Genomic DNA, 21102 nt, shown 5'->3' on the forward strand with positions numbered 1-21102 from the left:
GGGTGCGGGCGGCACAGGGGCCGGGGGCGGGGCGCGGCGCCGGTACAGCCCGTACGGCGCAGGACTGTGCCGCCGCACAGCGGGCGGGTCCTTCTCCGGCCGCGCCCCGCCGGGGGGCGACCCCGCTCAGTCCGTCAGCAGCCGCCGCGCCGCCAGCGCCAGGGACACCTCGACCGCGTCCGACGGCCGGGCCAGGCAGCGCCCCGTCAGCTGCTCGAACCGCCGCAGCCGGTTCAGCACGGTGTTGCGGTGGCAGTACAGCTTCGCGCCCGCCCGTTGCGCCGAGCCGTCCGAGTCGAGCCAGGCGGTCAGCGTCTCGATGAGCACGTCCCGGTCCGCGGGGTCGAGCCGGTCCAGCGGCCCGAGGACCCGGTCGGCGAGTGCCGTTCCGAGGCCGGGCGACGACACGACGAGTGCGGCGGGCAGGTGCTCGTCGAGCAGGACGGTGCCGCCGGACGCCGGGCATGCCTTGAGCGCCGTCTCGGCGAGGCGCCGCGCGTCACCGAGATGGGCGAGTCCGTCGACCACGGAGCTGACGCCGACCCGGGTTCCCGGAGGTGCCGTCAGACCGTCCGTGAGTGCGGCGAGTTCATCTCCGGAGGGCGGAGCGGGGTCGGGTGCGTCGCACCCCGGCTCCGCCTCGACAGCCGGCGGGAGCGTGCCGAGCGGCAGGATCGCGAGCTCCACGTCCCCCGCCGAGTGCCAGAGTGCGGGCGTCCCCTCGGCCAGGGCCAGGGGCGGCCGTCCGGCGCCGTGCGGGGCGCGGCGGGCTTCGGCGACCGCGAGTACGGCGTAACGCCCCTGCACCGGGAGTCCCAGCATCGCCGCGGCGTCCGGCAGGTCCGCGATCCGGGCGGTGCCGTCCAGCAGGGCCGCCGTCATCAGGCGCTGCTGGTTCTCGCGGCGCCAGGAGAGCCGCCGCTCGGCCTGCCGGTACGCCTCGGCGACCACGCCGCAGTGCTCGTCGACGAAGTTCCAGACGTCCGCGGCGACATGGACGAGCAGCCGGGTGTCCTCGGGATGGCGCCGGGCCGTGTCGTCGACCAGGTCCTGCCAGACCATCGCCCCGCCCATCCGGAAGGCGTGCATGACCGCGTCGAGCGGGACGCCCTGCTCGGCGCGGCTCTCACCGATCCAGCGGGAGGTCCGGTGTGCGGTCTCCCGGAACTCCCGGGGCTGGATCAGGGAGGCGACGTTGTGCCGCAGCGACTGGTGGACCTCCTGCCAGATCTCGGTCGGCTCGGTCTCCATCGCGGCGCGGTAGGCGGGCTCCTGCTCCCTGAGTGCCTCGACCAGCCGGTCCGTGAGCTCGGGCAGCGCCTCCAGCAGCACACGGGCCGCCCGGTGGAGCACCGCTACGGCCTCGCGGTCGGCCAGGGAGCGGACACGGAACGGCATCGGTGCTACGGGGGGCGGTCCGTGCAGCGCCCTGATCCGTGTACGTACGACCTGTGGCATGGCGGCCTCCACCGGGAATCGGCCGGCTGCGGCCCAGCCGGCCCCGGTGTGCGCCCGGCCCGGCACTGGGCGGGCGCACACCGATCGATCCTGACGACCGCAGAATGGCATACCGCCCGGTCGGTACCTAGGGGTGTGCGCGGTTCTTCTCATCACGGTCCTGCAACCTCGTCCCGCCACCGCGGTCCAGGAGTCTCGCGAGTTCGGTCCGGGACCGGACACCGAGCGCGGCGAAGACGTTGCGGAGGTGGTGGTCGACGGTCCGCGGGCTCACCGAGAGCCGCACCGCCACCTCACGGTTGGTGGCCCCCTCGGCGACGCAGCGGGCGATCCGCTGCTGCTGCGGGGTCAGTCCGGTCAGCGGGCCGGGGCCTCCGGGGCCGGGCACGTCCACCGCCTCCCCCGCTGCCCGCAGTTCCCCTCCCGCCCGTTCCGCCCAGACGCGGGCGGAGCAGCGTTCGAACGCGACCAGTGCGTCCCGCAGCGGTCCGCGGGCCTCTCGGGTACGCCGCAGCCGGCGCAGCAACTGACCGTGGAGCAGCAGGGTGCGGGCGCGCTCGAAGTCGCCGCCCGCGCGGTCGTGGTGGGCGAGGGCCTCCTCGTACCGGGCGGCGGCCTCCCCGGGCGGCGCCAGCAGCGCGCGGCAGCGGGCCAGTTGTGCGGGGACCTGGGGATCGGTCGTCCGGGCGGTCCAGAGGGCGAACTCCGCGACGGAGACGTCCAGTTCTCCACCGCCTTCGTCCGCGCGGCCGGAGAGCACCATCGCCTCGACGTAGCAGGGCACGGCGAGCATGCGGGTGGCGAAGTGTCCCGTCGCGGGCCCCGGCAGGACGAGCGGCCCGAGGCGGGCCGCCGCCTCGCCGGGTCGCCCGGCCGCCAGGTCCGCCCGGGCGACCGCCCAGGTGGCGAGCGTGGCCGCCTGGGCCAGGCCGTGCGGTCCGGCACCGGCGAGTGCGGCGTCGGCGTGGGCGGCGCAGGCCTCGGCGGGCCCTTCGACCGAGGCGGCGAGCGCGAGCACGGCGTGCAGATGGGTGGCGGAGTTCTGCTGACCGGTACGCCGGGCCGCGTGCAGCCCTTCCAGGGCGTGGGCACGGGCTCTGGCGTGCTGCCCGGCGCGCAGTTCGGCGTAGGCGAGCTGTTCCAGGGCTTGCGGCAGCAGGGCTTCGGGCCCCCGGGTGCGTACGACGGCGAGGGCGCGGGCCCCTGCCCGGCAGGCCGCGTCGACCTCGCCGAGCACCAGGGCCGAGGCGCCCGCCCGCAGGAGCCCGCCCGCGTCCTCGGCACGGTCGGCGGAGTCGAGGCAGCACCGCAGGAGGGCGTGGCCCCGGTCGGGGTGCCCGGAGAGCACGGCGCACATTCCGGCGCGGTACTGCGCCATGGGCCGGTCCGTCGCCGCGACGGGGATGCGGTGCATGGCGTCCAGATACGCGACGGCGTCCCCCATGTCCCACGCCGCCTCGGCGGCGCCGAACAGGGCGTCCAGGGTGCGGCGCGGGTCGTGCGGGGCGAGCAGTTCCGCCGCGGTCAGGAGCGCCTCGCGGGCGTCGGCCACGGGCCCGTCGCGCAGGGCGAGCATCCCGCGTACGAAAGGCGCGGCGCCCGCGGCGAGGTGGGGGCCGACGCGGGCCAGCATGGCGCGGGCCCGGCCGGTGTCGCCGGCCAGCCGGGCCTGCTCGGCTGCGGCGGTGAACCGTGCGGCGCGCAGGGTGTCGTCGGTGGAGAGCGCGGCGGCACGGGCCAGCGCGGCCGACCGTTCGCCGTGGGGGCGCGGGGCGGCGGCCGCGGCCTCCAGCCGGCCGGCGAGTGCGGCGTCCGGCCCGGGCGCGGCGCAGGCCCGCTGGACGAGCGCGGGCAGCGGGGCCGGCCCGGGCCCGGTGAGCAGTCCGGCGAGCAGATCGTGCACGGCCCGGCGGCGGCCGGGCGGCGCCCGGTGCAGGACCGCGCGGCGCAGCAGCGGGTGGCTGAAGTGCACGCGGCTGCCGGCGCGTTGCAGGGCTCCGGCGGTGCCCGCGGGGGCGAAGAGCACCCGGTCGAGGTGGGCCGGGGCCAGCCCGGCCCTGGCGCCGGCCCGCAGCAGCAGGGCCGCGTCGGCGCCGGCCCCGTCCGGCTCGTGCTCCTCCGCGGCCGCGGCCAGCAGGAGCAGGGTGCGGGTGTCGGGAGACAGCCCGTCCAGATGTTCGGCGTGGGCGTCGAGGACGCTCTCGGCCCCGGGCAGCGGATACGGGAGCGCGGTGCGCCCGGCCAGCTGGCCGGGGGTGAGGCGGCCGGCCAGGCCCGCCAGCAGCCGGGGGTTGCCGGCCGCCTCACGCAGGAGTTCGCTGCGTACGACGGGGTCGACGTCGGCCGTGCCCTCGGTGAGCCGGTCCAGGACCGCGGTCGCCGCGTCGTCGTCGAGCGGGCCGAGGCGCAGCGCGGGCAGTCCGGCGAAGGCGGTCTCGTCGGCCGCGCCGATCACCACCGCGACCCGGCTGCCCGCGCCGAGTCTGCGGGCGGCGAAGCCGAGTGCGGCGCGGGAGTCGGGGTCCCAGGCGTGCGCGTCGTCCACGCAGACGAGCAGGGGCTGTTCGGCGCCCAGGCCCCGCAGCAGCCCGAGCAGCCCGCCAGGGGTGATACCGGCGCGCAGGATCGTGTCGGGCCCGCCGGGCAGTGGTCCGGGGGCGGAGCAGAGCAGGGCGTGCAGCCCGCTGTAGGGCAGCCGTCGCTCGGCGGGGGCCGCGGAGGCGTACAGCACGGGGCCGCCGTGGCCCTGGAGATAGTGGGAGGCTGTCTGTCGCAGCAGGGCGGTGCGGCCGAGGCCGGGCGGCGAGGTCAGCACGAGCGCTCCGCCGTCCCCTGCCCGCAGCCTCCCCAACAGGGTTTCCAAGATGGCCAGTTCACCGCTGCGGCCGTACAGCCGGAGCGGACTGTGCACGGTCGTCGATGGGGTCACGCTGTCACGTTACTTCCGCGTAAACAGCGTCGGAAGGCTCGCGTCCGCTCCGTGTTCCCGGCCGGCCGGGTGCGGTGCGGGCTCCCAACGGAACGGCGTACGCCCTGTGCCGGCGCACAGTCCGGGTCCGTTCGGTGGCGGCCGCCCGCAACGTCGGTGCATGGCTGATGAATTGCGTACACACGACGGTTCGACCCTGCGTCTCCTGGCGCGGTACTGAACGCCGGGGCCGGTCACCCCCGGTGACCGGGCAGCACGAAGGGGCCGGACCGCGGTACGCGCGGTCCGGCCCCGGTCTCCCCGGATCAGTGCGGGCAGTTACCCCTGTACTCCGCGATCGTCAGGCTGGCGGAGGGGATCGGGCAGAGGAACTGCTCGTAGCGGGTGTCGTTGTCGACGAAGCGCTTCAGCCACGAGATGCTGTACTTCGCGATCGTCGTGTTCGACGTGTTCGGGGTGAAGTGGGTGGCACCCCGGAGCTCCAGATACGCCTTGTCCAGCGAACTCGGCAGCGAGTTGTAGAACGGCTTCGAATGCGTGGTGACGGACGCGACCGTGTCACCGTCCGCGCCGACCACCAGCGTGGGGGTCTGCACCTCCGGCCAGGTCTTGTCCGTGTTCCAGCCCGTCAGCGGGATCGCCGCCTTCAGCGACGGACGGTCCTTCGCGGCCTCCAGCGTGCCGCCACCGCCCATGGAGTGGCCCATCACCCCCAGCCGCGAGGCGTCGACCCGGCTGCGCACCGAGCTGCTCTGGGTGAGGTAGTCCAGTGCGGCGAGGAGCTGGTCACCACGGCTGGCGGGCTGGTCCACCGTGGTGTTGGTGTCGATGGTGAACACGACGAAGCCCTGCGAGGCCAGGCGCGGGCCCAGCCAGGCGATGCTCGACTGGTAGGCGGTGAAGCCGGGCGAGATGACGACCGCGCCGAACGTCCCGTCCGAGGTCGACGTCGGGTAGTAGATCGTCCCGCCGCCGAAGCCTCTGACACTCAGCGAGGACACGGACGTCTGGGACGTGGCGTACGAGCCGCGGCTCGCCTCGATGCTCGAGTTGCTCGGGGCGGGGCCACGCTCGTACGGATTGTCGGCGGCCTGGGCTCCGCCGGGAACGAGCGCGGTGAGCAGACCGGCGGTCGCAGCCGCGGCCACCAGGGCGCCCCTGACGGTGCGGGAGCGGCTCTTGGACATCCGGTGGCGGCGCGGGGAGATGTCGCCGGAGGGAAGGTGCTGCTGCACGAGGGGGGATCCTCTCGGTTGTGGCGGACCACAACGCGGCAGCCGGCGGCCCCGTCGTCCGGGGGCCTTCGGGGGAGCACCGCGTGAGTGGCGCCGTCATGTGCTGACGGCGCCACTCTGGGGGCGCGCACTCCGTGGTGGCATCGGCGAGATCGCCGGTCTTCGCACCCGCGCCACTTCCCGGCCGGGGTCAGCGAACGGGGTGTCCCGCCTCCCGCAGAGCGCCCTTGACCTCGGAGATCCGCAGGTCACCGAAGTGGAAGACGGACGCGGCGAGGACCGCGTCGGCGCCTGCGCCGACGGCCGGCGCGAAATCCTCCAGCCGGCCCGCACCGCCGGAGGCGATGACAGGGACGGTGACATGCGCCCGTACGGCCTTGATCATCTCGGTGTCGTAGCCGTCCTTCGTGCCGTCGGCGTCCATCGAGTTGAGCAGGATCTCGCCCGCGCCGAGGTCGGCCGCCCGGTGCGCCCACTCGACGGCGTCGATGCCGGTTCCCCTGCGGCCGCCGTGGGTCGTCACCTCGAAGCTGCCCTCGGGGGTGCGCCGGGCGTCGACGGAGAGCACGAGCACCTGGCGTCCGAAGCGTTCGGCGATCTCACGGATGAGTTCGGGGCGGGCGATGGCGGCGGTGTTGACCCCGACCTTGTCGGCCCCGGCGCGCAGCAGCCTGTCGACGTCGTCGGGGGTGCGGACCCCGCCGCCGACGGTGAGCGGGATGAAGACCTGCTCGGCCGTGCGGCGCACCACGTCGTACGTCGTCTCGCGGTCACCGCTGGAGGCGGTGATGTCGAGGAAGGTCAGCTCGTCGGCGCCCTCGGCGTCGTACAGCTTCGCCATTTCGACGGGGTCGCCCGCGTCGCGCAGGTTCTCGAAGTTGACGCCCTTGACGACACGGCCCTTGTCGACGTCGAGGCACGGGATGACCCGTACGGCGAGGGTCATCGCTCACCTGCCCGGTAGGCCTCGACCTCGACCTCGACGACCAGTGTGGGGTCGACGAGGCCGGACACGATGATCATGGATGCGGCGGGGCGGACGTCGTCGAAGAGCTCCTTGTGGGCGCGGCCCACCTCGTCGACGTCCCGGGCGTGCGTGATGTACATCCGGGTGCGGACGACGTCCTCGCGGCCGAGCCCGACCTGCTTGAGGGCGTCGAAGGCGACCTGGAAGGAGGCGACGGCCTGCTCGTACGGACCGCCGGCCAGGATCTGGCCGTCGACCACCGACGTACAGCCGGAGACCAGGACGAGTCCGCCCGGGAGCTCCACCGCGCGGGAGTAGCCGAACTTCTCCTCCCAGGGGGCGCCCGAGGAGACGCGGCGCACGGAGTCCGTCATGCGGCGACCGCCTTGAGGGCCTCTTCGAGGGTGAACGCCTTCGCGTACAGCGCCTTGCCGACGATGGCCCCCTCGACGCCTTCCGGGACGAGCAGGGAGATCGCACGCAGGTCGGCCAGCGAGGAGACGCCGCCGGAGGCGACGACGGGCTTGTCGGTGGCTGCGCAGACGTCGCGCAGCAGCGCCAGGTTGGGGCCCTGCAGCGTGCCGTCCTTGGCGATGTCGGTCACGACGTAACGGGCGCAGCCCTCGGAGTCGAGGCGGGCGAGCGTCTCGTAGAGGTCGCCCCCGTCGCGGGTCCAGCCGCGGCCGCGCAGCGTCGTACCCCGGACGTCGAGGCCGACGGCGATCTTGTCGCCGTGCTCGGCGATGACCTTGGCGACCCACTCGGGGGTCTCCAGGGCGGCGGTGCCGAGGTTGACCCGGCGGCAGCCGGTGGCGAGGGCGGCGGCGAGCGAGGCGTCGTCGCGGATGCCTCCGGAGAGCTCGACCTTGATGTCCATGGCGCCGGCCACCTCGGCGATCAGCGCGCGGTTGTCGCCGGTGCCGAAGGCGGCGTCGAGGTCCACGAGGTGCAGCCACTCGGCGCCGGAGCTCTGCCAGGCGAGGGCCGCCTCGAGCGGGGAGCCGTAGGAGGTCTCGGAGCCGGATTCGCCGTGCACGAGGCGGACGGCCTGTCCGTCGCGTACGTCTACGGCGGGGAGCAGTTCAAGCTTCGGCATTACAGCGTCTCGATCCAGTTGGTCAGCAGCTGGGCCCCGGCATCGCCGGACTTCTCGGGGTGGAACTGGGTGGCCCACAGCGCGCCGTTCTCGACGGCGGCCACGAACCGCTCTCCGTGCGTGGCCCAGGTGACCTTGGGGGCACGGATCTTGTCGTTGGTCACTTCGAGGGACCAGTCGTGCGCCGCGTAGGAGTGCACGAAGTAGTAGCGGGCCTCGGGGTCCATGCCCGCGAAGAGCTGGGAGCCCTCGGGTGGCTCGACGGTGTTCCAGCCCATGTGCGGGACGACGTCGGCCTTGAGCGGTCCGACGGTGCCGGGCCACTCGTCGAGGCCCTCCGTCTCGACGCCGTGCTCGATGCCGCGCTCGAACAGGATCTGCATGCCGACGCAGATGCCCATGACGGGCCGGCCGCCGGACAGCCTGCGGCCGATGATCCATTCGCCGCGCGCGTTCTTCAGGCCCGCCATGCAGGCGGAGAAGGCGCCGACGCCGGGGACGAGCAGCCCGTCGGCGTTCATCGCGGTGTCGAAGTCGCGGGTGATCTCCACGTCTCCGCCGACGTGGGCGAGGGCCCGCTCGGCGGAACGTACGTTGCCGAAGCCGTAGTCGAAGACGACGATCTTCTTCTTGTCGCTCACAGTGCTACCTCAGTCCCAGAGTCCCTGGATCCGCATGACGCCCGCAACCAGGCACATCACGGAGCCGATCCCGAGGAGCACGACGACGCCCTTGGGCATGCCCTGCTTCCAGAAGGAGTAGACGCCGCCGGCCAGGAAGAGGCCGACGATGATCAGAACGGTGTTGAGGCCGGTCACAGGGCGCCCTTCGTGGAGGGCAGGATGCCGGCCGCACGCGGGTCGTGCTCGCTGGCGTAGCGCAGGGCGCGGGCCAGTGCCTTGAACTGGCACTCCACGATGTGGTGGGCGTTGCGGCCGTACGGGACGTGGACGTGCAGGGCGATCTGCGCCTGGGCGACGAACGACTCCAGGATGTGCCGGGTCATCGTCGTGTCGTACTCGCCGATCATCGGCGCCATCTTCTCCGGCTCGGTGTGCACCAGGTAGGGGCGGCCGGAGAGGTCGACGGTGACCTGGGCGAGCGACTCGTCCAGCGGGACGGTGCAGTTGCCGAAGCGGTAGATGCCGACCTTGTCGCCGAGCGCCTGCTTGAAGGCGGCGCCGAGCGCGAGGGCGGTGTCCTCGATGGTGTGGTGCGAGTCGATGTGCAGGTCGCCCTCGGTCTTGACCGTGAGGTCGAAGAGCCCGTGGCGGCCGAGCTGGTCGAGCATGTGGTCGTAGAAGCCGACCCCGGTCGCGACATCGACCTTGCCGGTGCCGTCGAGGTTGATCTCGACGAGTACGGAGGTCTCCTTGGTGGTCCGCTCCACCCTGCCTACGCGGCTCATGCGTCGTGCTCCTTCTTCAGTTCGCGCACCGCATCGAGGAACGCGTCGTTCTCTGCCGGGGTTCCCGCGGAGACCCGCAGCCACCCCGGTACGCCGTTGTCCCGGACCAGGACTCCCCGGTCGAGGATCTGCTGCCAGGCGGTGTGGCTGTCGGCGAAGCGGCCGAACTGGACGAAGTTGGCGTCCGAGTCGGTGACGGCGAAGCCGAGGTCCCGCAGTCCGTCGACCAGCCGGTCGCGCTCGCTCTTGAGCTGCGCGACGTATCCGAGCAGCGTATCGGTGTGCTCCAGGGCGGCGAGCGCGGTGGCCTGGGTGACGGAGGACAGGTGGTACGGCAGGCGCACCAGCTGGACCGCGTCGACGACGGCCGGGGCCGCCGCGAGGTAGCCGAGGCGCAGGCCGGCGGCACCGAAGGCCTTGGACATGGTGCGGGAGAGCACCAGGTGGGGGCGGCCCTCGATGAGCGGGAGCAGCGAGGGGTGGTGGCTGAACTCGCCGTAGGCCTCGTCGACGACGACCATCGAGGGCCGGGCGGCCTGGGCGGCGTCGTGCAGGGCGATGACGGTGTCCGCGTCCACGGCGGTGCCGGTGGGGTTGTTGGGCGAGGTGATGAAGACGACCTCGGGGCGGTGCTCGGCGATGGCCTTCTTCGCGGCCTCCACGTCGATGGTGAAGTCCTCGTTGCGCGGTCCGGAGATCCAGCCGGTGCCGGTCCCGCGTGCGATGAGGGCGTGCATGGAGTACGAGGGTTCGAAGCCGATCGCGGTGCGCCCGGGGCCTCCGAAGGTCTGCAGCAGCTGCTGGAGGACCTCGTTGGAGCCGTTGGCCGCCCAGACGTTGGCGGCGGCGACCTCGTGCCCGGCGGTGCGGGTGAGGTAGCGGGCGAGCTCGGTGCGGAGCTCCACGGCGTCGCGGTCGGGGTAGCGGTTGAGGTCGCGGGCGGCCTCGCGGACCCGCTCGGCGATGCGGTCGACGAGCGCGTCGGGCAGCGGGTAGGGGTTCTCGTTGGTGTTCAGCCGGACCGGTACGTCGAGCTGGGGCGCCCCGTAGGGGGACTGCCCGCGCAGTTCTTCACGGATCGGGAGCGCGTCCCAGGCGTTGGTGCTGTGCGTCACGCTTGCGGAACCTTCCAGCCGAACCTGGCCTTGAGTGCGGCGCCGTGGGCGGGGAGGTCCTCCGCCTCGGCGAGGGTCACCACGTGGTGGGTGACCTCGGCGAGCGCGTCGCGGGTGTAGTCGACGATGTGGATGCCGCGCAGGAAGGACTGCACGGACAGGCCCGAGGAGTGGCAGGCGCAGCCGCCGGTGGGCAGGACGTGGTTGGAGCCGGCGCAGTAGTCGCCGAGGGAGACGGGCGACCAGGGGCCGACGAAGACCGCACCGGCGTTGCGGACGCGGTCGGCGACGGCGGCGGCGTTCTCCGTCTGGATCTCCAGGTGCTCGGCGCCGTACGCGTCGACGACCTTGAGGCCGTCCTCCAGGCTGTCGACCAGGACGATCGCGGACTGGCGGCCGGCGAGCGCGGGCTCGATGCGGTCGGTGACGTGTCTGGTCGCGGCGACCTGGGGCTTCAGCTCGGCCTCGGTGGCGGCGGCGAGTTCCTCGGAGTCGGTGACGAGGACGGCGGCGGCCATCGGGTCGTGCTCGGCCTGGCTGATCAGGTCGGCGGCGACGTGCACCGGGTCGGCGGTGGCGTCGGCGAGGATCGCGATCTCGGTGGGGCCTGCCTCGGCGTCGATGCCGACGCGGCCCTTGAGGAGGCGCTTGGCGGCGGCGACGTAGATGTTGCCGGGGCCGGTGACGAGGTTGACGGGCAGGCAGTCCTCGGTGCCGTACGCGAACATCGCGACGGCCTGCGAGCCCCCGGCGGCGTACACCTCGCCGACGCCGAGCAGGGCGCATGCGGCCAGGATCGTGGGGTGCGGAAGTCCGCCGAACTCCTTCTGCGGCGGGGACGCGACGGCGATGCCCTCCACGCCCGCCTCCTGGGCGGGGACCACGTTCATCACGACGGACGACGGGTAGACCGAACGTCCGCCCGGCACGTAGAGCCCGACGCGCTCGACCGGCACCCACTTCTCGGTGACGGTGCCGCCGGGGACGACCTGGGTGGTGTGGGTCGTGCGGCGCTGTTCGCGGTGGACGAGGCGGGCGCGGCGGATCGACTCCTCCAGGGCGGCACGCACGGCGGGATCGAGCGTCTCCAGGGCGCCGGTGATCGCGTCGGCGGGGACCCGGATCGAGCCCAGTCGCACCCCGTCGAACTTCTCCCCCCAGTCGATCACTGCCGCCGAGCCACGATGGCGTACGTCCTCGCAGATGGGCCGCACCGTCTCCACGGCGGCTTCCACGTCGAACTCGGCACGGGGCAGCAGGTCGCGCAGGTCGCCGCCCTCGGGGAGGGCGGTGCCGCGCAGATCGATTCGAGAAATCACACCCCAATTCTCTCAGACCGTTTCCGGCGTCCGGTCGCCCGTATCACTGGCTGATACATGTCCCGGCTGTCACTGCTGACCTTTAGCGTTCACCTGGTCACACAGAGGGAAGAACGACTGTACGAAGCGCGGGCCGACCGCGCGGGCGGAGGTGAGGCAGTGACCGAACCGCAGGACGGCGAGATCCCCGACGGGCTCAGCGCCGCGGAGCTGGGCATGTGGCAGTCCTTCCGGAACGGCACCACCTACGACCTGCGCTCCCACGATCCGGTGCGCGACGATCCGTTCGCCCCGCACAGCTGGGGGCCGGAGCGGAGCGTCGGCGCCCGGACGGTGGCGCGGCTGCTGCTCAGCGGCCCGGCGGCACGGCCGGGGCGGGTGGCCGCGCTGAAGCTCCGGGGCGTACGCATCACGGGGAAGCTGGATCTGGCGGGCGGGCGCGTCTCGCCCTACGTGGAGCTGACGGGCTGCCGCTTCGAGCAGGAGGTGGTGCTGCCCGAGTGCCACTTCACGACGCTGCGGATGGTGGGCTGCTCCGTGCCGAGGCTGGAGGCGGCCCGGCTGCACACGGAGGGGGACCTGCATCTGCCGCGGTGCCGGGTCGAGCGCGGCATCCGGCTGAACGACGCCCAGATCGGCACGGACCTGCTGATCAACCAGATCCGTATCGGCTCCGACCGGCGCGGCCGGGCCTTCGTGGGCGACGGGATGTCGGTCGCACAGGATCTGCAGGCCGAGATGATCGAGACGCGCGGCGAGCTGAGTCTGCGCGGGGCGAAGGTCGGCGGTTCACTGAGCCTGCGCGGCAGCCGGCTGCGGGCGATGGACGGGCGCCGGGCGCTGAACGCCCCGCAGCTGAGCGTGGAGCGCACGCTGTACATGACGGAGGCCTGGGTGAGCATCGACACGGGGAACCAGGGCACCACCCCGCCGTTCGGTGTCGCGCGTGGCGGTGGCCCGGCGCGCGGGACGCGGGCGCAGGTCTTCGAGTGCCGGGGCGCGGTGCGGCTCGACGACGGGCGGTTCGGGGACGCGGTGGACCTGCACAAGGCCCGCTTCGTGCTCGCCGACCGTGAGGAGCTGTCGCTGCGCCGGATCGTCACCCCCGAGCTGCGGTTCAACGCGGAGCGCCCGCAGGAGGGCCGGGTCGTGCTGAACGGGGCGAAGGTCGTCACGCTGATCGACGTGTCGACCAGCTGGCCGGGCCCGGGCGGCCTGGCGATGGGCGGCTTCGTCTACGAGAACCTCGTCCCGTACGGCCATTTCCCGCTGTCCCGGCGCCTGGAGTGGGTGCTGGCCGCGACCCCGGAGTACGTACCGGAGCCGTACGAGCGTCTCGCGGCGGTGCTCCGCAGCTGCGGGGAGGACGCGGACGCCCGGGAGGTGCTGCTGGCCAAGCAGCGGCGCCGGCGCGAGACGCTGCCGCCCGCGGGGCGGATCTGGGGCTATCTGCAGGACTGGACGGTGGCGTACGGCTACCGGCCGGGGCGTGCCCTGGTCTGGATGGCGGTGCTGTGGGCCGCGGGGGCGGTGGCCTTCTCGCAGTACGACCCGGAGTCGATCAAGGGGAACGAGCATCCGCAGTGGAATCCCGCCCTGTACTCGCTGGACCTGCTGGTGCCGGTGATCAATCTCGGACAGGACGGTTACTGGCTGCTGGAGGGCGGCTGGCAGTGGACGGCGGCGGTCCTCGTGCTGCTGGGATGGATACTGGCCACGACGGTGGCGGCGGGCGCGTCCCGGCTGCTGCGGCGCGGCTGACCGGAGGAGGCGTGCCGTACGGCCGGATCCCTGTCGCAGCACGGTCGAACGGCTGGCCGAGACCCGGCCCGACGGACGGTCACAGGCAGCGGAAAGTCGCAATCGAGCCAGCCGCGCGCGGTTCCTTTGCCTTTTCTTGACCTTGCCCAGGGCAACCCTTCCACTCGCTACAGAAGCTTCACAGAGCCCCTCTGGCGCCGCCCCGACCAGAGCTTTTCAATGGTCTGCACCATGGCCTTCCTTCGCGCACTGCTGAGCTCAGCCCACACGCTCCGGTACGGCCCCGGGCCGTCGTCCGGGCTGCCGGCGGACGACGCGGTGATGCTCGACGCCCCCGACGAGCGGCTCTCCCCCGCGCTGGTGGCGGCGGCCCTGGGCGACTACGACCCCGCGGCCAAGCTCCTCGCCACGACCCGGGACGCCGAAGACTGGGAGGCCCGCGACCGCACCGTGGCCCGGCTGGTGGCCTTCGCGCGCAGCCGCGACAACTGGCTCACCGGCTGGCTGGCCGCCGCCCCGCGTGACCCGGACGCCCTGCTCGTCAAGGCCGCGCTGGCGGTGCACCGCGCGTGGCAGTCCCCCGCCCACGCCGAACTGCTGCGCGACGTGGGTCCGCTGATCACGGCGGCGGCCGAGGCCGATCCCCGCGATCCGGTGCCGTGGCGGCTCGCGCTCGACCACGCCCGTGGCACACATGCCACGCACACGGTCTTCGAGTCCCTGTGGGAACAGGCCGTGCGCCGCTGCCCGCACCACTACGGCAGCCATGTCGCCGCGCTCCGGTATCTCTCGGCCGAGTGGTACGGCTCCCACCGCGAGTGCTTCGACTTCGCCGAGCGGGCGGCCGAGGACGCCGCAGGGGACTCCCTGGTGCAGGCACTCCCCGTACGGGCGGCCTTCGCCCTCCTGCGGGACGAGGAGGCGTCCGCGCGGGCGAACTCCGTGCAGACGGACCGGGTCGACGCCGCCGCCGACCTCGCGATCAGGCTCTCGGCCGGGTTCCCGGCCGGTGATCCCTGGCCCTCGGAGGTCCGCAACCTCCTCGCCTACGTCCTGGTCGCACGGGGCCGCGCGGCCGAGGCGCTGGAACAGTTCCGGCTGATCGGCCCGTACGCGACGTCGTTCCCGTGGGCGTCCGTGACCGGGGAGGCCCTCGGGGGGTTCCTCGAAGCGCGGGCCGGTGTCCGGCTGCGGGTGGCCTCTTCCGCGCCTCTGTGCGGGAGGCCGGAACACGGCGGGCTCCGCGGCCATTAGGCTTGGCCGTTGTGACCACCGCCCGCCTGCCCCTCTTCCCTCTGAACGCGGTGCTGTTCCCCGGCCTCGTGCTGCCGCTCAACGTCTTCGAGGAGCGTTATCGCGCCATCATGCGCGAGCTGATCGAGATCGACGAGGACGAACCGCGCCGCTTCGTGGTGGTCGCGATCCGCGACGGCCGCGAGACCGCCCCGGCGGCCACCGGGATGCCTGACACGGTCGCCGCCGCGCCCCCCGTGGAGCGGGCCCCCGCCGACGGCTTCGGGCCCGACCCCATCCAGACCTTCCACCGGGTCGGCTGCGTCGCGGACGCGGCGAAGATCCGTGAGCGCGCCGACGGCAGCTACGAGGTCCTGGCGACCGGCACCACACGGGTCCGGCTGCTGTCCGTCGACACGAGCGGCCCGTTCCTGACGGCCGAGGTCGAGGAACTGCCCGAGGATCCGGGGGCCGCCGAGGGCGAGGACTCACCGACGGACGAGGCGGGGGCCCTCGCGGAGGGCGTTCTGCGTGCCTTCCGCAGCTACCAGAAGCGGCTGGCGGGGGCGAGCGAGCGTTCCCTGACGACCGGCGCCGACCTCCCGGACGACCCGTCCGTCGTCTCGTACCTGGTGGCCGCCGCCGCAGTGCTCGACGTCCCCTCCAAGCAGCGGCTGCTCCAGGCCCCGGACACCGCGACGAGGCTGCGCGAGGAGCTGGCGCTGCTGCGCAAGGAGACCGCGGTCATCAGGCATCTGCCGTCGTTGCCGGCGACCGACCTGACCCGCGACCCCACCTATCCCAACTGACCCGAGGACCTGCCCGGTGGCGAAGAAGTCCAGGAAGCAGCAGCCCGGCGGTACCCCGGCCACGGTCGCCCTGACCGGGGCCGGCACCACGTTCACGGTCCACTCGTACGACCACGACCCCTCGTCCCCGTCCTACGGGGAGGAGGCGGCCGAGGCGCTCGGGGTGTCGCCGGACCGGGTGTTCAAGACCCTGGTCGCCGACGTCGACGGCGAGCTGGTCGTCGCCGTCGTCCCCGTCGCGGGATCACTCGACCTGAAGGCGCTGGCATCGGCGGTGGGCGGCAAGCGGGCCGCCATGGCGGACCCGGCGGCGGCGGAACGCACCACCGGCTACGTCAGGGGCGGCATCTCCCCCCTGGGCCAGCGCAAGCGCCTGCGTACAGTGCTGGACGCGTCGGCCGGCTCCCACGCCACGATCTGCGTCTCGGCGGGCCGGCGCGGCCTGGAGGTGGAACTCTCCCCCGCGGACCTGGCCGCTCTGACGAAAGCCACCCTGGCCCCGATCGGCCGGGCATAGCGGGAGACGCCCGCGCGAGCGCGCGGAATGCGGGCCCGGGGTGCGGCCGTTGTGACACAGGTGAACGACTTCACTTCTCCGCTGCGTGCCGGACCGGATGACCGGGCGATGTCCACCCACGCACGGCTGATGGCGGAACGCCGCGACACGGATGCCCGGATCGCCGCCCTGCACCGCGATTTCGACGGAATCGTCGAGGCGAACGCGCTGGTGGCGGTCGACGACGAGCACGACCCGGAGGGATCCAGCACCGCATTCGAGCGGGCCCACATCGCCTCGCTGCTCGCGCAGGCGCGCGACCACCTGGATGAGGTGGACCGGGCGCTGGAGCGGCTGGAGCGAGGCGACTACGGGCGCTGCGCGCGATGCCGTGAGCCGATCCCACCGGGCCGTCTCGAGGTACGTCCGGCAGCGACGACCTGTGTGCGCTGCGCCGGAGACGTACCGCGCTGACCGGGCCGGGAGGACTCCTTCGCCGGCGCGTGGTCAGCGCTTGAAGGCGTCCTTGGACTTCTCCTTGGTGCCCCGGCCCTTGCCCCGGGCCTCCAGCGCCGCTCCCTTGGCCGCGGTGGTGTCGTCACCGAGGGCGTGGGCCACCTTGCGTACGGCCTTGCCGACGATCTGCTCGGTCTTGGCCTTGCTCTTCTCTCCGGCACTCATGTCGGTCCTTCCGTAGGGGCTCACCCGGTCGCCTGCCCCTGGCCCCGGCACCGAAACCGCCCGATCCGGAAACGCCCGAAGTCCGGACGTGCCGGGGAGGTGGCTCCGGAGCGACCTACGACCGCGCTGATCCCGGCCCGTCCGCCGGCCGGCCGTCCGCGGCTCCCGGCTCCTCGGCCGGCCCGGACGCGGTTCCGGCCTCCGGCTCGGCCTGAGGCGCCCCGTAGTAGGAGCTCGCCCCGTGGAAGACACCCCACTCCGGCTCGGGGTCCCGCGGCCCGAACAGCGCCGTCAGTCCCAGGTGGACGATCATCGCCGCGATGGGCCAGGCAAGGATCGCCGCCCCCACCGCGTGCAGCTCCAGCGGCGCGTCGAAGGTGACCCCCTTGCCGACCTCCTTGGCGTGGGCCACCACATCGGACGTCGGCCCGAACCAGGTGCCGATCCCCCACGCGAGGAGGGAGCCGAGCAGCCCGCCCAGGGCGAGTCCCACCACCAGCGGGATGCCCCCGCGGCGGCGGAAGAGGAAGACGGCGACCGCCGAGACGAGGCCGAAGGCGAGTGCCAGCAGCACGAACGTGCCGTCGGCCCCCATGGCCTCCTCGCCCTCGCTGTTCTTGAGGAACACTGCGGTGTCGTCGGAGACGAGCGGCACCCTCGGTGCCAGCCACAGCCACAGCCACCCGAGGGCCACCCCCACCACCGTCAGCACGGCGGCGATCACGGCGGCCTGGATGATCTCCGTACGCCGCTCGTCCAGGCCCGGCTGCTCACCGGGCGCGGCATGCGACCCGGACGGCGGGGCCTGCCACGGGTCGTTCGACTGGGGCTGGTGCGGCGGCGTCAACGGTGCGGTCACGGTGCCATCGTGCCAGGCCGGTCCGTGCCCCGCCTCACCGGACCGCCGCGCGACGGTACGCCCACGTGGCCACGGCCAGCGAGAGGACACCGACCGCCGCGCACACGGCGAGATCGAGGCCGACGACCGCCCAGTCGGGGTGGGTGTCGAAGGACCGGGACAGCGCCTCGACACCGTATGTCGACGGGAGCAGGTCACGCGCCCACCCGACAGGGCCGGGCAGCCGCTCGGCGGGCAGTACGCCCAGCAGGAGCGCGGCCGACATGCCCAGCTGGCCGAGCAGCGTCGCCAGCTCCTGGCGCGGCGCCAGCAGCCCGAGCGCGGCGCCCAGTCCCGAGAGGGCGGCCCCGGAGAGCGGGATGACGGCGACGAGCACCCACAGGTGTGTCATCGGAAGCCCGAACAGCGCGCTGCCCGCCACCGCTGTGACGATCGTGCCGGGCACGGTGAACGAGGCGTACGCCCCCGCCGCCCCGAGCACCACCGCGGCGGGCGGCACCGGCAGCGTCGCGTAGTGGTCGAGTCCGCCGTCGGCCCGGAGCCGGCCGAAGTACTGGGCGAGCAGATTGAGCGCGACGAACGCCACGACCAGCACGCTGGACCCGGCGACGACGGCCCGCGCCTCCGCGCCGCCGTCGACGACCCCGCGCATCAGCACCATGATCCCGACGGACTGGAACGTCGCGACGAACAGCAGCGGAATCCGCGCGACCCTCGCCCGTGACAGCTGCGCCCGGTACACGGCGGCCAGCGAGGGAAGCATCCTGGCCCGAGGTGCGAGGGCGGCGGGAGCGGTACGGGAGGGCCGGCCGGGCCGTACGGCGGAGGTCCGCGCCTTCGCGGACTCCGTGGGAGCCGTGCTCATCACCTGGCAGCGCTCCCGTCCCACTCCGACACGTATCCCCACACGTTCACCGTCCTGATCACGCCTTCACCAAGCCTTCGGTGGCCCTCGCGGCGTCCCCGCCGAGCGCCAGGTAGACGTCCTCCAGGCTGGGCGTGGCCAGCGTGAAGTCGTCGAGCGAGGAGAATGCCTCCCCGCCGGTCACCGCGGCCACCGCGGCCCGTGCCTCGTCGGCCCCGAGCCGCAGCACCCACTTGCGCCCCGACTCCTGCGCGGACTCGCGGAGCGCGGCCACCTCCGGAACGTCCAGCGGTGCGCGCTCGCGCCACATCAGCTCGACCCGCACCTCGCCGGCCACCCGCTCCTTGAGCCCGGCCGGGGTGTCGCAGGCGATGACCCTGCCCCGTTCCATGACGGCCACCCGGTCCAGGACCGTCTCGGCCTCGATGACGTTGTGGGTCACGAGCAGCACCGTCGCCCCCTGTTCGGCACGCCGGCGGTCGACGGCGGACCAGACGGCGCGCCGGGCGACGGGGTCCATGCCGGTCGTCGGCTCGTCCAGCACCAGGACGGGGCGCTCACCGACCAGCGTGGCGGCGAAGCAGGCGAGCCGCCGCTGCCCGCCGGACAGCTTGTTGAGCGGGCGCCCGGCGAGCGCGGTGAGCCCGAGCTCCTCCAGTACGTCGTCGCGCGCGGCCCGCGCCTCCCGTACGGGCATGCCCCTGAGGCGGCCGGTCGTCTCCGCGGCGAGCGCCACGGTCAGTTCGTCGAGGGCCGTGGACTCCTGGCCGAGGTAGCCGATGAGCCGCGAGGCCCGCTCGGGATGGCGCACGAGGTCGTGTCCCAGCACCTCGACGCTCCCCGAGTCGGGGCGCATCAGTCCGGTGAGCTGCCGCACGAGCGTGGACTTGCCCGCGCCGTTGGGACCGAGCAGGCCGAAGATCTCGCCACGCCGGACATCGAGGCAGACCCCGTCGGTGGCGCGCACCTCGGGAGTGGCGGCGCGGCCGCGTCGGCCGCGGACGGCGGGGTAGGTCCTGACCAGGTCACGCACCGCGCACACGACCCCGGTCCCTGCCTGTGCTGCGCCCGTAGCCTGTGCTGTGCCCGTACTCACGAGGTATGAGACTACGGGGTCGGATGCCCCGTATTGCGTCCGGGGCCGGGCAGGGCGGCCCCGCTCACTCCCCGGCGGGAGCGTGCTCGGCGGCGGCCCGTACGTCGATCTCGCGCCAGAACCCCGCCCGGATGGCATAGCGGTCGTGCTCGTCGATCTGGTCGTCCTTGTGCGCGAGCAGTCCGAAGCGGGCGGCGTACCTCAGCAGTTCGCCGTCGATGCGGTGCGGGACGCGGGGGTACATCGTGGACAGCTTCTGCAGGTGGACGGTCTCCGGCAGCCGCTCCATCCAGCGCCGGGCGAAGACCTGACCGACCTCGAAGGGGTCACCGCCGACGGTGGTGATGTCCTCCTCCCGGTCGGCCCAGCGCTGTTCGGCGCTGGTGAGCTGGGCCAGGGTCGGCAGGGACGCGGTCTCGGCGGGCTCGCCGAGGGGTCCGCCGCGTTCGAGCCAGCCCTTGTCGGAGGACCAGCGCAGTGTCGCGTTGGGGGCCGGCGGCTGCGCCGTGTGCTGCGCGGCTTGCGGACCCGGTGCGCGCAGGCTCGCCAGGTCCTTGGGGGTGGGAACGCCCTTGTGGCCGGGAGCGGGCTGAGGGTCCGGGGCGGCCTCTCCGGCGCCGGCCCCGGCGCGGGCCGCGGCGGCCTGGGCCTCCGATGCCCGCTCGGCGGACGCGGCGAGGGCGGCCTCGGGAAGCGGCGCGGACAGGATCGCGGCGATCTCCGGGCGAGGGACGGGCGGCGGCGCACACACGCCTCCGGTCTCCTTGGCCCGTACGGCCTTGGTGATCCAGGCCCGGTCGAGCACCCGCCGCTCGTCGGCCTCGGCGACCAGGTCCTCGGACTGGTTGTAGTCGCCGTCGGCGGCCTGGACGGCCCAGAGGTGGACGGCGACGCCGTGCTCCTTGGCGGACATGAGCCCGGGCAGCAGATCGCCGTCGCCGGTCACGAGCACCACGTCGGAGCAGGCCCGGTTCCTGGCCAGCTCGGTCAGCTCGGCGTGCATGGCGGCGTCGACGCCCTTCTGCGCCCAGCGTCCGTCACTGCGGGTGAGCGCTCCCAGCCGAACGGTCACGCGCGGCATGACTCGCAGCCTGCGGTGCTCGGGCTGCGGTACTCGGTCGGGGGCGCCGTCGAACCAGTAGATGCGGAGCAGGGGCTGCTCCGTATCGGCCTCGGCACGCTCACGCAGGCCCTGGATCAGGGCCGTGTGGTCGACGGTGATGCGGGAACGGGCGGGCTCTCCGGCCAGCAGACTCGCGGCTGCGCCCAGCAAGTAGCCGGCGTCCACCAGGACGACGCAACGGTCCACGCGTTCCACCCTCTTCCATTCCGGGAGCGGATCAGCTGGACCGGACATGGGGGAGGTCCGCCGACCCGGGGTTTGCTTACTCAGGGTTTCCTTCGAGTCTGCCCGACGGCAGGGGGCTTGAGGTCCGGAACTCGATCATCGGCGTGGCGGATTCGGAAGCGGCGCATGATACCGCGGGTACTACGCTCGGTAATGATCCAACATGCGGCGTTTGTGGCGCTATGTGAGTCTGACAGCGGTTCTGGACCCCCAGATCTCCCACAGGAGGCATGACGATGGCGAAGAACAAGAACCGCAAGCAGGGCAGTCAGCACGACCGCGCGTCCGCCGCGGAGCGCGGCGCGGAGGAGGCCAAGTCGACGTCGTACGAGTCGCAGACCTCGCCCCAGACGCAGGCTCAGGGCAGCCCGTCGGATGTCGCCCGCAAGCACCAGAAGCGCTTCGGCCACAACTGACCGCCCGCCCC

At 73.3% G+C, this 21102-nt stretch carries 22 protein-coding genes; 6 read left to right on the forward strand and 16 right to left on the reverse strand.

Translation table 11 applies throughout. From position 1 onward, the window contains the following. Positions 1-126: 126 nt before the first annotated feature. The 11 genes from BFF76_RS17520 to hisD all read right to left on the reverse strand — a co-directional run bounded on the left by BFF76_RS17520 (position 127) and on the right by hisD (position 11527). Positions 127-1458 carry a PucR family transcriptional regulator gene (locus BFF76_RS17520; protein ID WP_031094314.1) on the reverse strand — a complete coding sequence of 444 codons (1332 nt, stop codon included), beginning with the start codon at positions 1456-1458 and terminating at the stop codon, positions 127-129. A gap of 127 nt (positions 1459-1585) precedes the next feature. Then, positions 1586-4387 carry a helix-turn-helix transcriptional regulator gene (locus BFF76_RS17525; RefSeq protein WP_381822981.1) on the reverse strand — a complete coding sequence of 934 codons (2802 nt, stop codon included), beginning with the start codon at positions 4385-4387 and terminating at the stop codon, positions 1586-1588. A 305-nt stretch (positions 4388-4692) separates the two neighbouring features. Next, the gene (gene bdeA / locus BFF76_RS17530; protein ID WP_065848573.1) at positions 4693-5622 is read right to left on the reverse strand and encodes a bis(hydroxyethyl) terephthalate hydrolase; all 930 of its coding nucleotides are present in this window, start codon (positions 5620-5622) and stop codon (positions 4693-4695) included. A 190-nt stretch (positions 5623-5812) separates the two neighbouring features. Then, entirely contained in the window at positions 5813-6568 is a 756-nt protein-coding gene (gene hisF / locus BFF76_RS17535) for an imidazole glycerol phosphate synthase subunit HisF (RefSeq protein WP_065848574.1), read from the reverse strand. After that, complete coding sequence (locus BFF76_RS17540; RefSeq protein ID WP_031099006.1) at positions 6565-6963, reverse strand: RidA family protein; 399 nt, start codon at positions 6961-6963, stop codon at positions 6565-6567. Before BFF76_RS17540 ends, hisF begins: the two co-directional genes overlap by 4 nt. Further along, positions 6960-7685 carry a bifunctional 1-(5-phosphoribosyl)-5-((5-phosphoribosylamino)methylideneamino)imidazole-4-carboxamide isomerase/phosphoribosylanthranilate isomerase PriA gene (priA, locus tag BFF76_RS17545; protein ID WP_031099004.1) on the reverse strand — a complete coding sequence of 242 codons (726 nt, stop codon included), beginning with the start codon at positions 7683-7685 and terminating at the stop codon, positions 6960-6962. The genes BFF76_RS17540 and priA overlap by 4 nt, the downstream gene beginning before the upstream one ends. Then, the gene (gene hisH / locus BFF76_RS17550; protein WP_031099002.1) at positions 7685-8326 is read right to left on the reverse strand and encodes an imidazole glycerol phosphate synthase subunit HisH; all 642 of its coding nucleotides are present in this window, start codon (positions 8324-8326) and stop codon (positions 7685-7687) included. The genes priA and hisH overlap by 1 nt, the downstream gene beginning before the upstream one ends. A 9-nt stretch (positions 8327-8335) precedes the next feature. Then, positions 8336-8503, reverse strand: coding sequence for a hypothetical protein (locus BFF76_RS33010; RefSeq protein WP_031099000.1), 168 nt, complete (start codon positions 8501-8503; stop codon positions 8336-8338). Then, a complete protein-coding gene (hisB, locus tag BFF76_RS17555) occupies positions 8500-9093 on the reverse strand; it encodes an imidazoleglycerol-phosphate dehydratase HisB (RefSeq protein WP_031098999.1) in 594 nt (197 codons plus the stop codon). Before hisB ends, BFF76_RS33010 begins: the two co-directional genes overlap by 4 nt. Next, complete coding sequence (locus tag BFF76_RS17560) at positions 9090-10208, reverse strand: histidinol-phosphate transaminase (RefSeq protein ID WP_065848575.1); 1119 nt, start codon at positions 10206-10208, stop codon at positions 9090-9092. Before BFF76_RS17560 ends, hisB begins: the two co-directional genes overlap by 4 nt. Then, positions 10205-11527: a histidinol dehydrogenase gene (gene hisD, locus BFF76_RS17565; RefSeq protein ID WP_031098995.1), complete on the reverse strand. Its 1323-nt coding sequence runs from the start codon at positions 11525-11527 to the stop codon at positions 10205-10207. The genes BFF76_RS17560 and hisD overlap by 4 nt, the downstream gene beginning before the upstream one ends. A 159-nt stretch (positions 11528-11686) precedes the next feature. Between hisD and BFF76_RS17570 the strand changes: the two genes are divergently transcribed. The 5 genes from BFF76_RS17570 to BFF76_RS17590 all read left to right on the forward strand — a co-directional run bounded on the left by BFF76_RS17570 (position 11687) and on the right by BFF76_RS17590 (position 16300). Next, positions 11687-13288: a hypothetical protein gene (locus BFF76_RS17570; protein ID WP_053929876.1), complete on the forward strand. Its 1602-nt coding sequence runs from the start codon at positions 11687-11689 to the stop codon at positions 13286-13288. A 219-nt stretch (positions 13289-13507) separates the two neighbouring features. Next, on the forward strand, positions 13508-14542 hold the full coding sequence (locus tag BFF76_RS17575) for a hypothetical protein (RefSeq protein ID WP_065848576.1): 1035 nt from the start codon (positions 13508-13510) through the stop codon (positions 14540-14542). Positions 14543-14553: 11 nt separating this feature from the next. Beyond that, complete coding sequence (locus BFF76_RS17580; protein WP_065848580.1) at positions 14554-15330, forward strand: LON peptidase substrate-binding domain-containing protein; 777 nt, start codon at positions 14554-14556, stop codon at positions 15328-15330. Positions 15331-15346: 16 nt separating this feature from the next. Beyond that, entirely contained in the window at positions 15347-15847 is a 501-nt protein-coding gene (ybaK, locus tag BFF76_RS17585; protein ID WP_031098986.1) for a Cys-tRNA(Pro) deacylase, read from the forward strand. Positions 15848-15955: 108 nt separating this feature from the next. Then, positions 15956-16300, forward strand: a complete 345-nt coding sequence (locus BFF76_RS17590; protein ID WP_065848581.1) for a TraR/DksA family transcriptional regulator — start codon at positions 15956-15958, stop codon at positions 16298-16300. Between the two features lie 33 nt (positions 16301-16333). On the opposite strand, the gene BFF76_RS33015 is transcribed toward BFF76_RS17590, so the two are convergent. The 5 genes from BFF76_RS33015 to BFF76_RS17610 all read right to left on the reverse strand — a co-directional run bounded on the left by BFF76_RS33015 (position 16334) and on the right by BFF76_RS17610 (position 20645). After that, positions 16334-16507, reverse strand: a complete 174-nt coding sequence (locus BFF76_RS33015) for a hypothetical protein (protein ID WP_167359505.1) — start codon at positions 16505-16507, stop codon at positions 16334-16336. 115 nt (positions 16508-16622) lie between these two features. Next, positions 16623-17366 (reverse strand): ABC transporter permease, encoded by a 744-nt coding sequence (locus BFF76_RS17595; protein WP_065848577.1) that lies wholly within the window; start codon positions 17364-17366, stop codon positions 16623-16625. A gap of 34 nt (positions 17367-17400) precedes the next feature. Continuing rightward, a complete protein-coding gene (locus tag BFF76_RS17600; protein ID WP_031098977.1) occupies positions 17401-18231 on the reverse strand; it encodes an ABC transporter permease in 831 nt (276 codons plus the stop codon). A gap of 58 nt (positions 18232-18289) precedes the next feature. Beyond that, positions 18290-19273, reverse strand: coding sequence for an ABC transporter ATP-binding protein (locus tag BFF76_RS17605; RefSeq protein WP_031098975.1), 984 nt, complete (start codon positions 19271-19273; stop codon positions 18290-18292). 118 nt (positions 19274-19391) lie between these two features. After that, positions 19392-20645, reverse strand: a complete 1254-nt coding sequence (locus tag BFF76_RS17610; protein ID WP_031098973.1) for an NYN domain-containing protein — start codon at positions 20643-20645, stop codon at positions 19392-19394. A 266-nt stretch (positions 20646-20911) separates the two neighbouring features. Between BFF76_RS17610 and BFF76_RS17615 the strand changes: the two genes are divergently transcribed. Continuing rightward, positions 20912-21091, forward strand: coding sequence for a hypothetical protein (locus BFF76_RS17615; protein ID WP_031098972.1), 180 nt, complete (start codon positions 20912-20914; stop codon positions 21089-21091). The last annotated feature ends 11 nt before the right edge of the window (positions 21092-21102 follow it).

Origin of the sequence: Streptomyces mutomycini (assembly GCF_001700505.1) — a bacterium.
Lineage (GTDB): Bacteria > Actinomycetota > Actinomycetes > Streptomycetales > Streptomycetaceae > Streptomyces > Streptomyces mutomycini.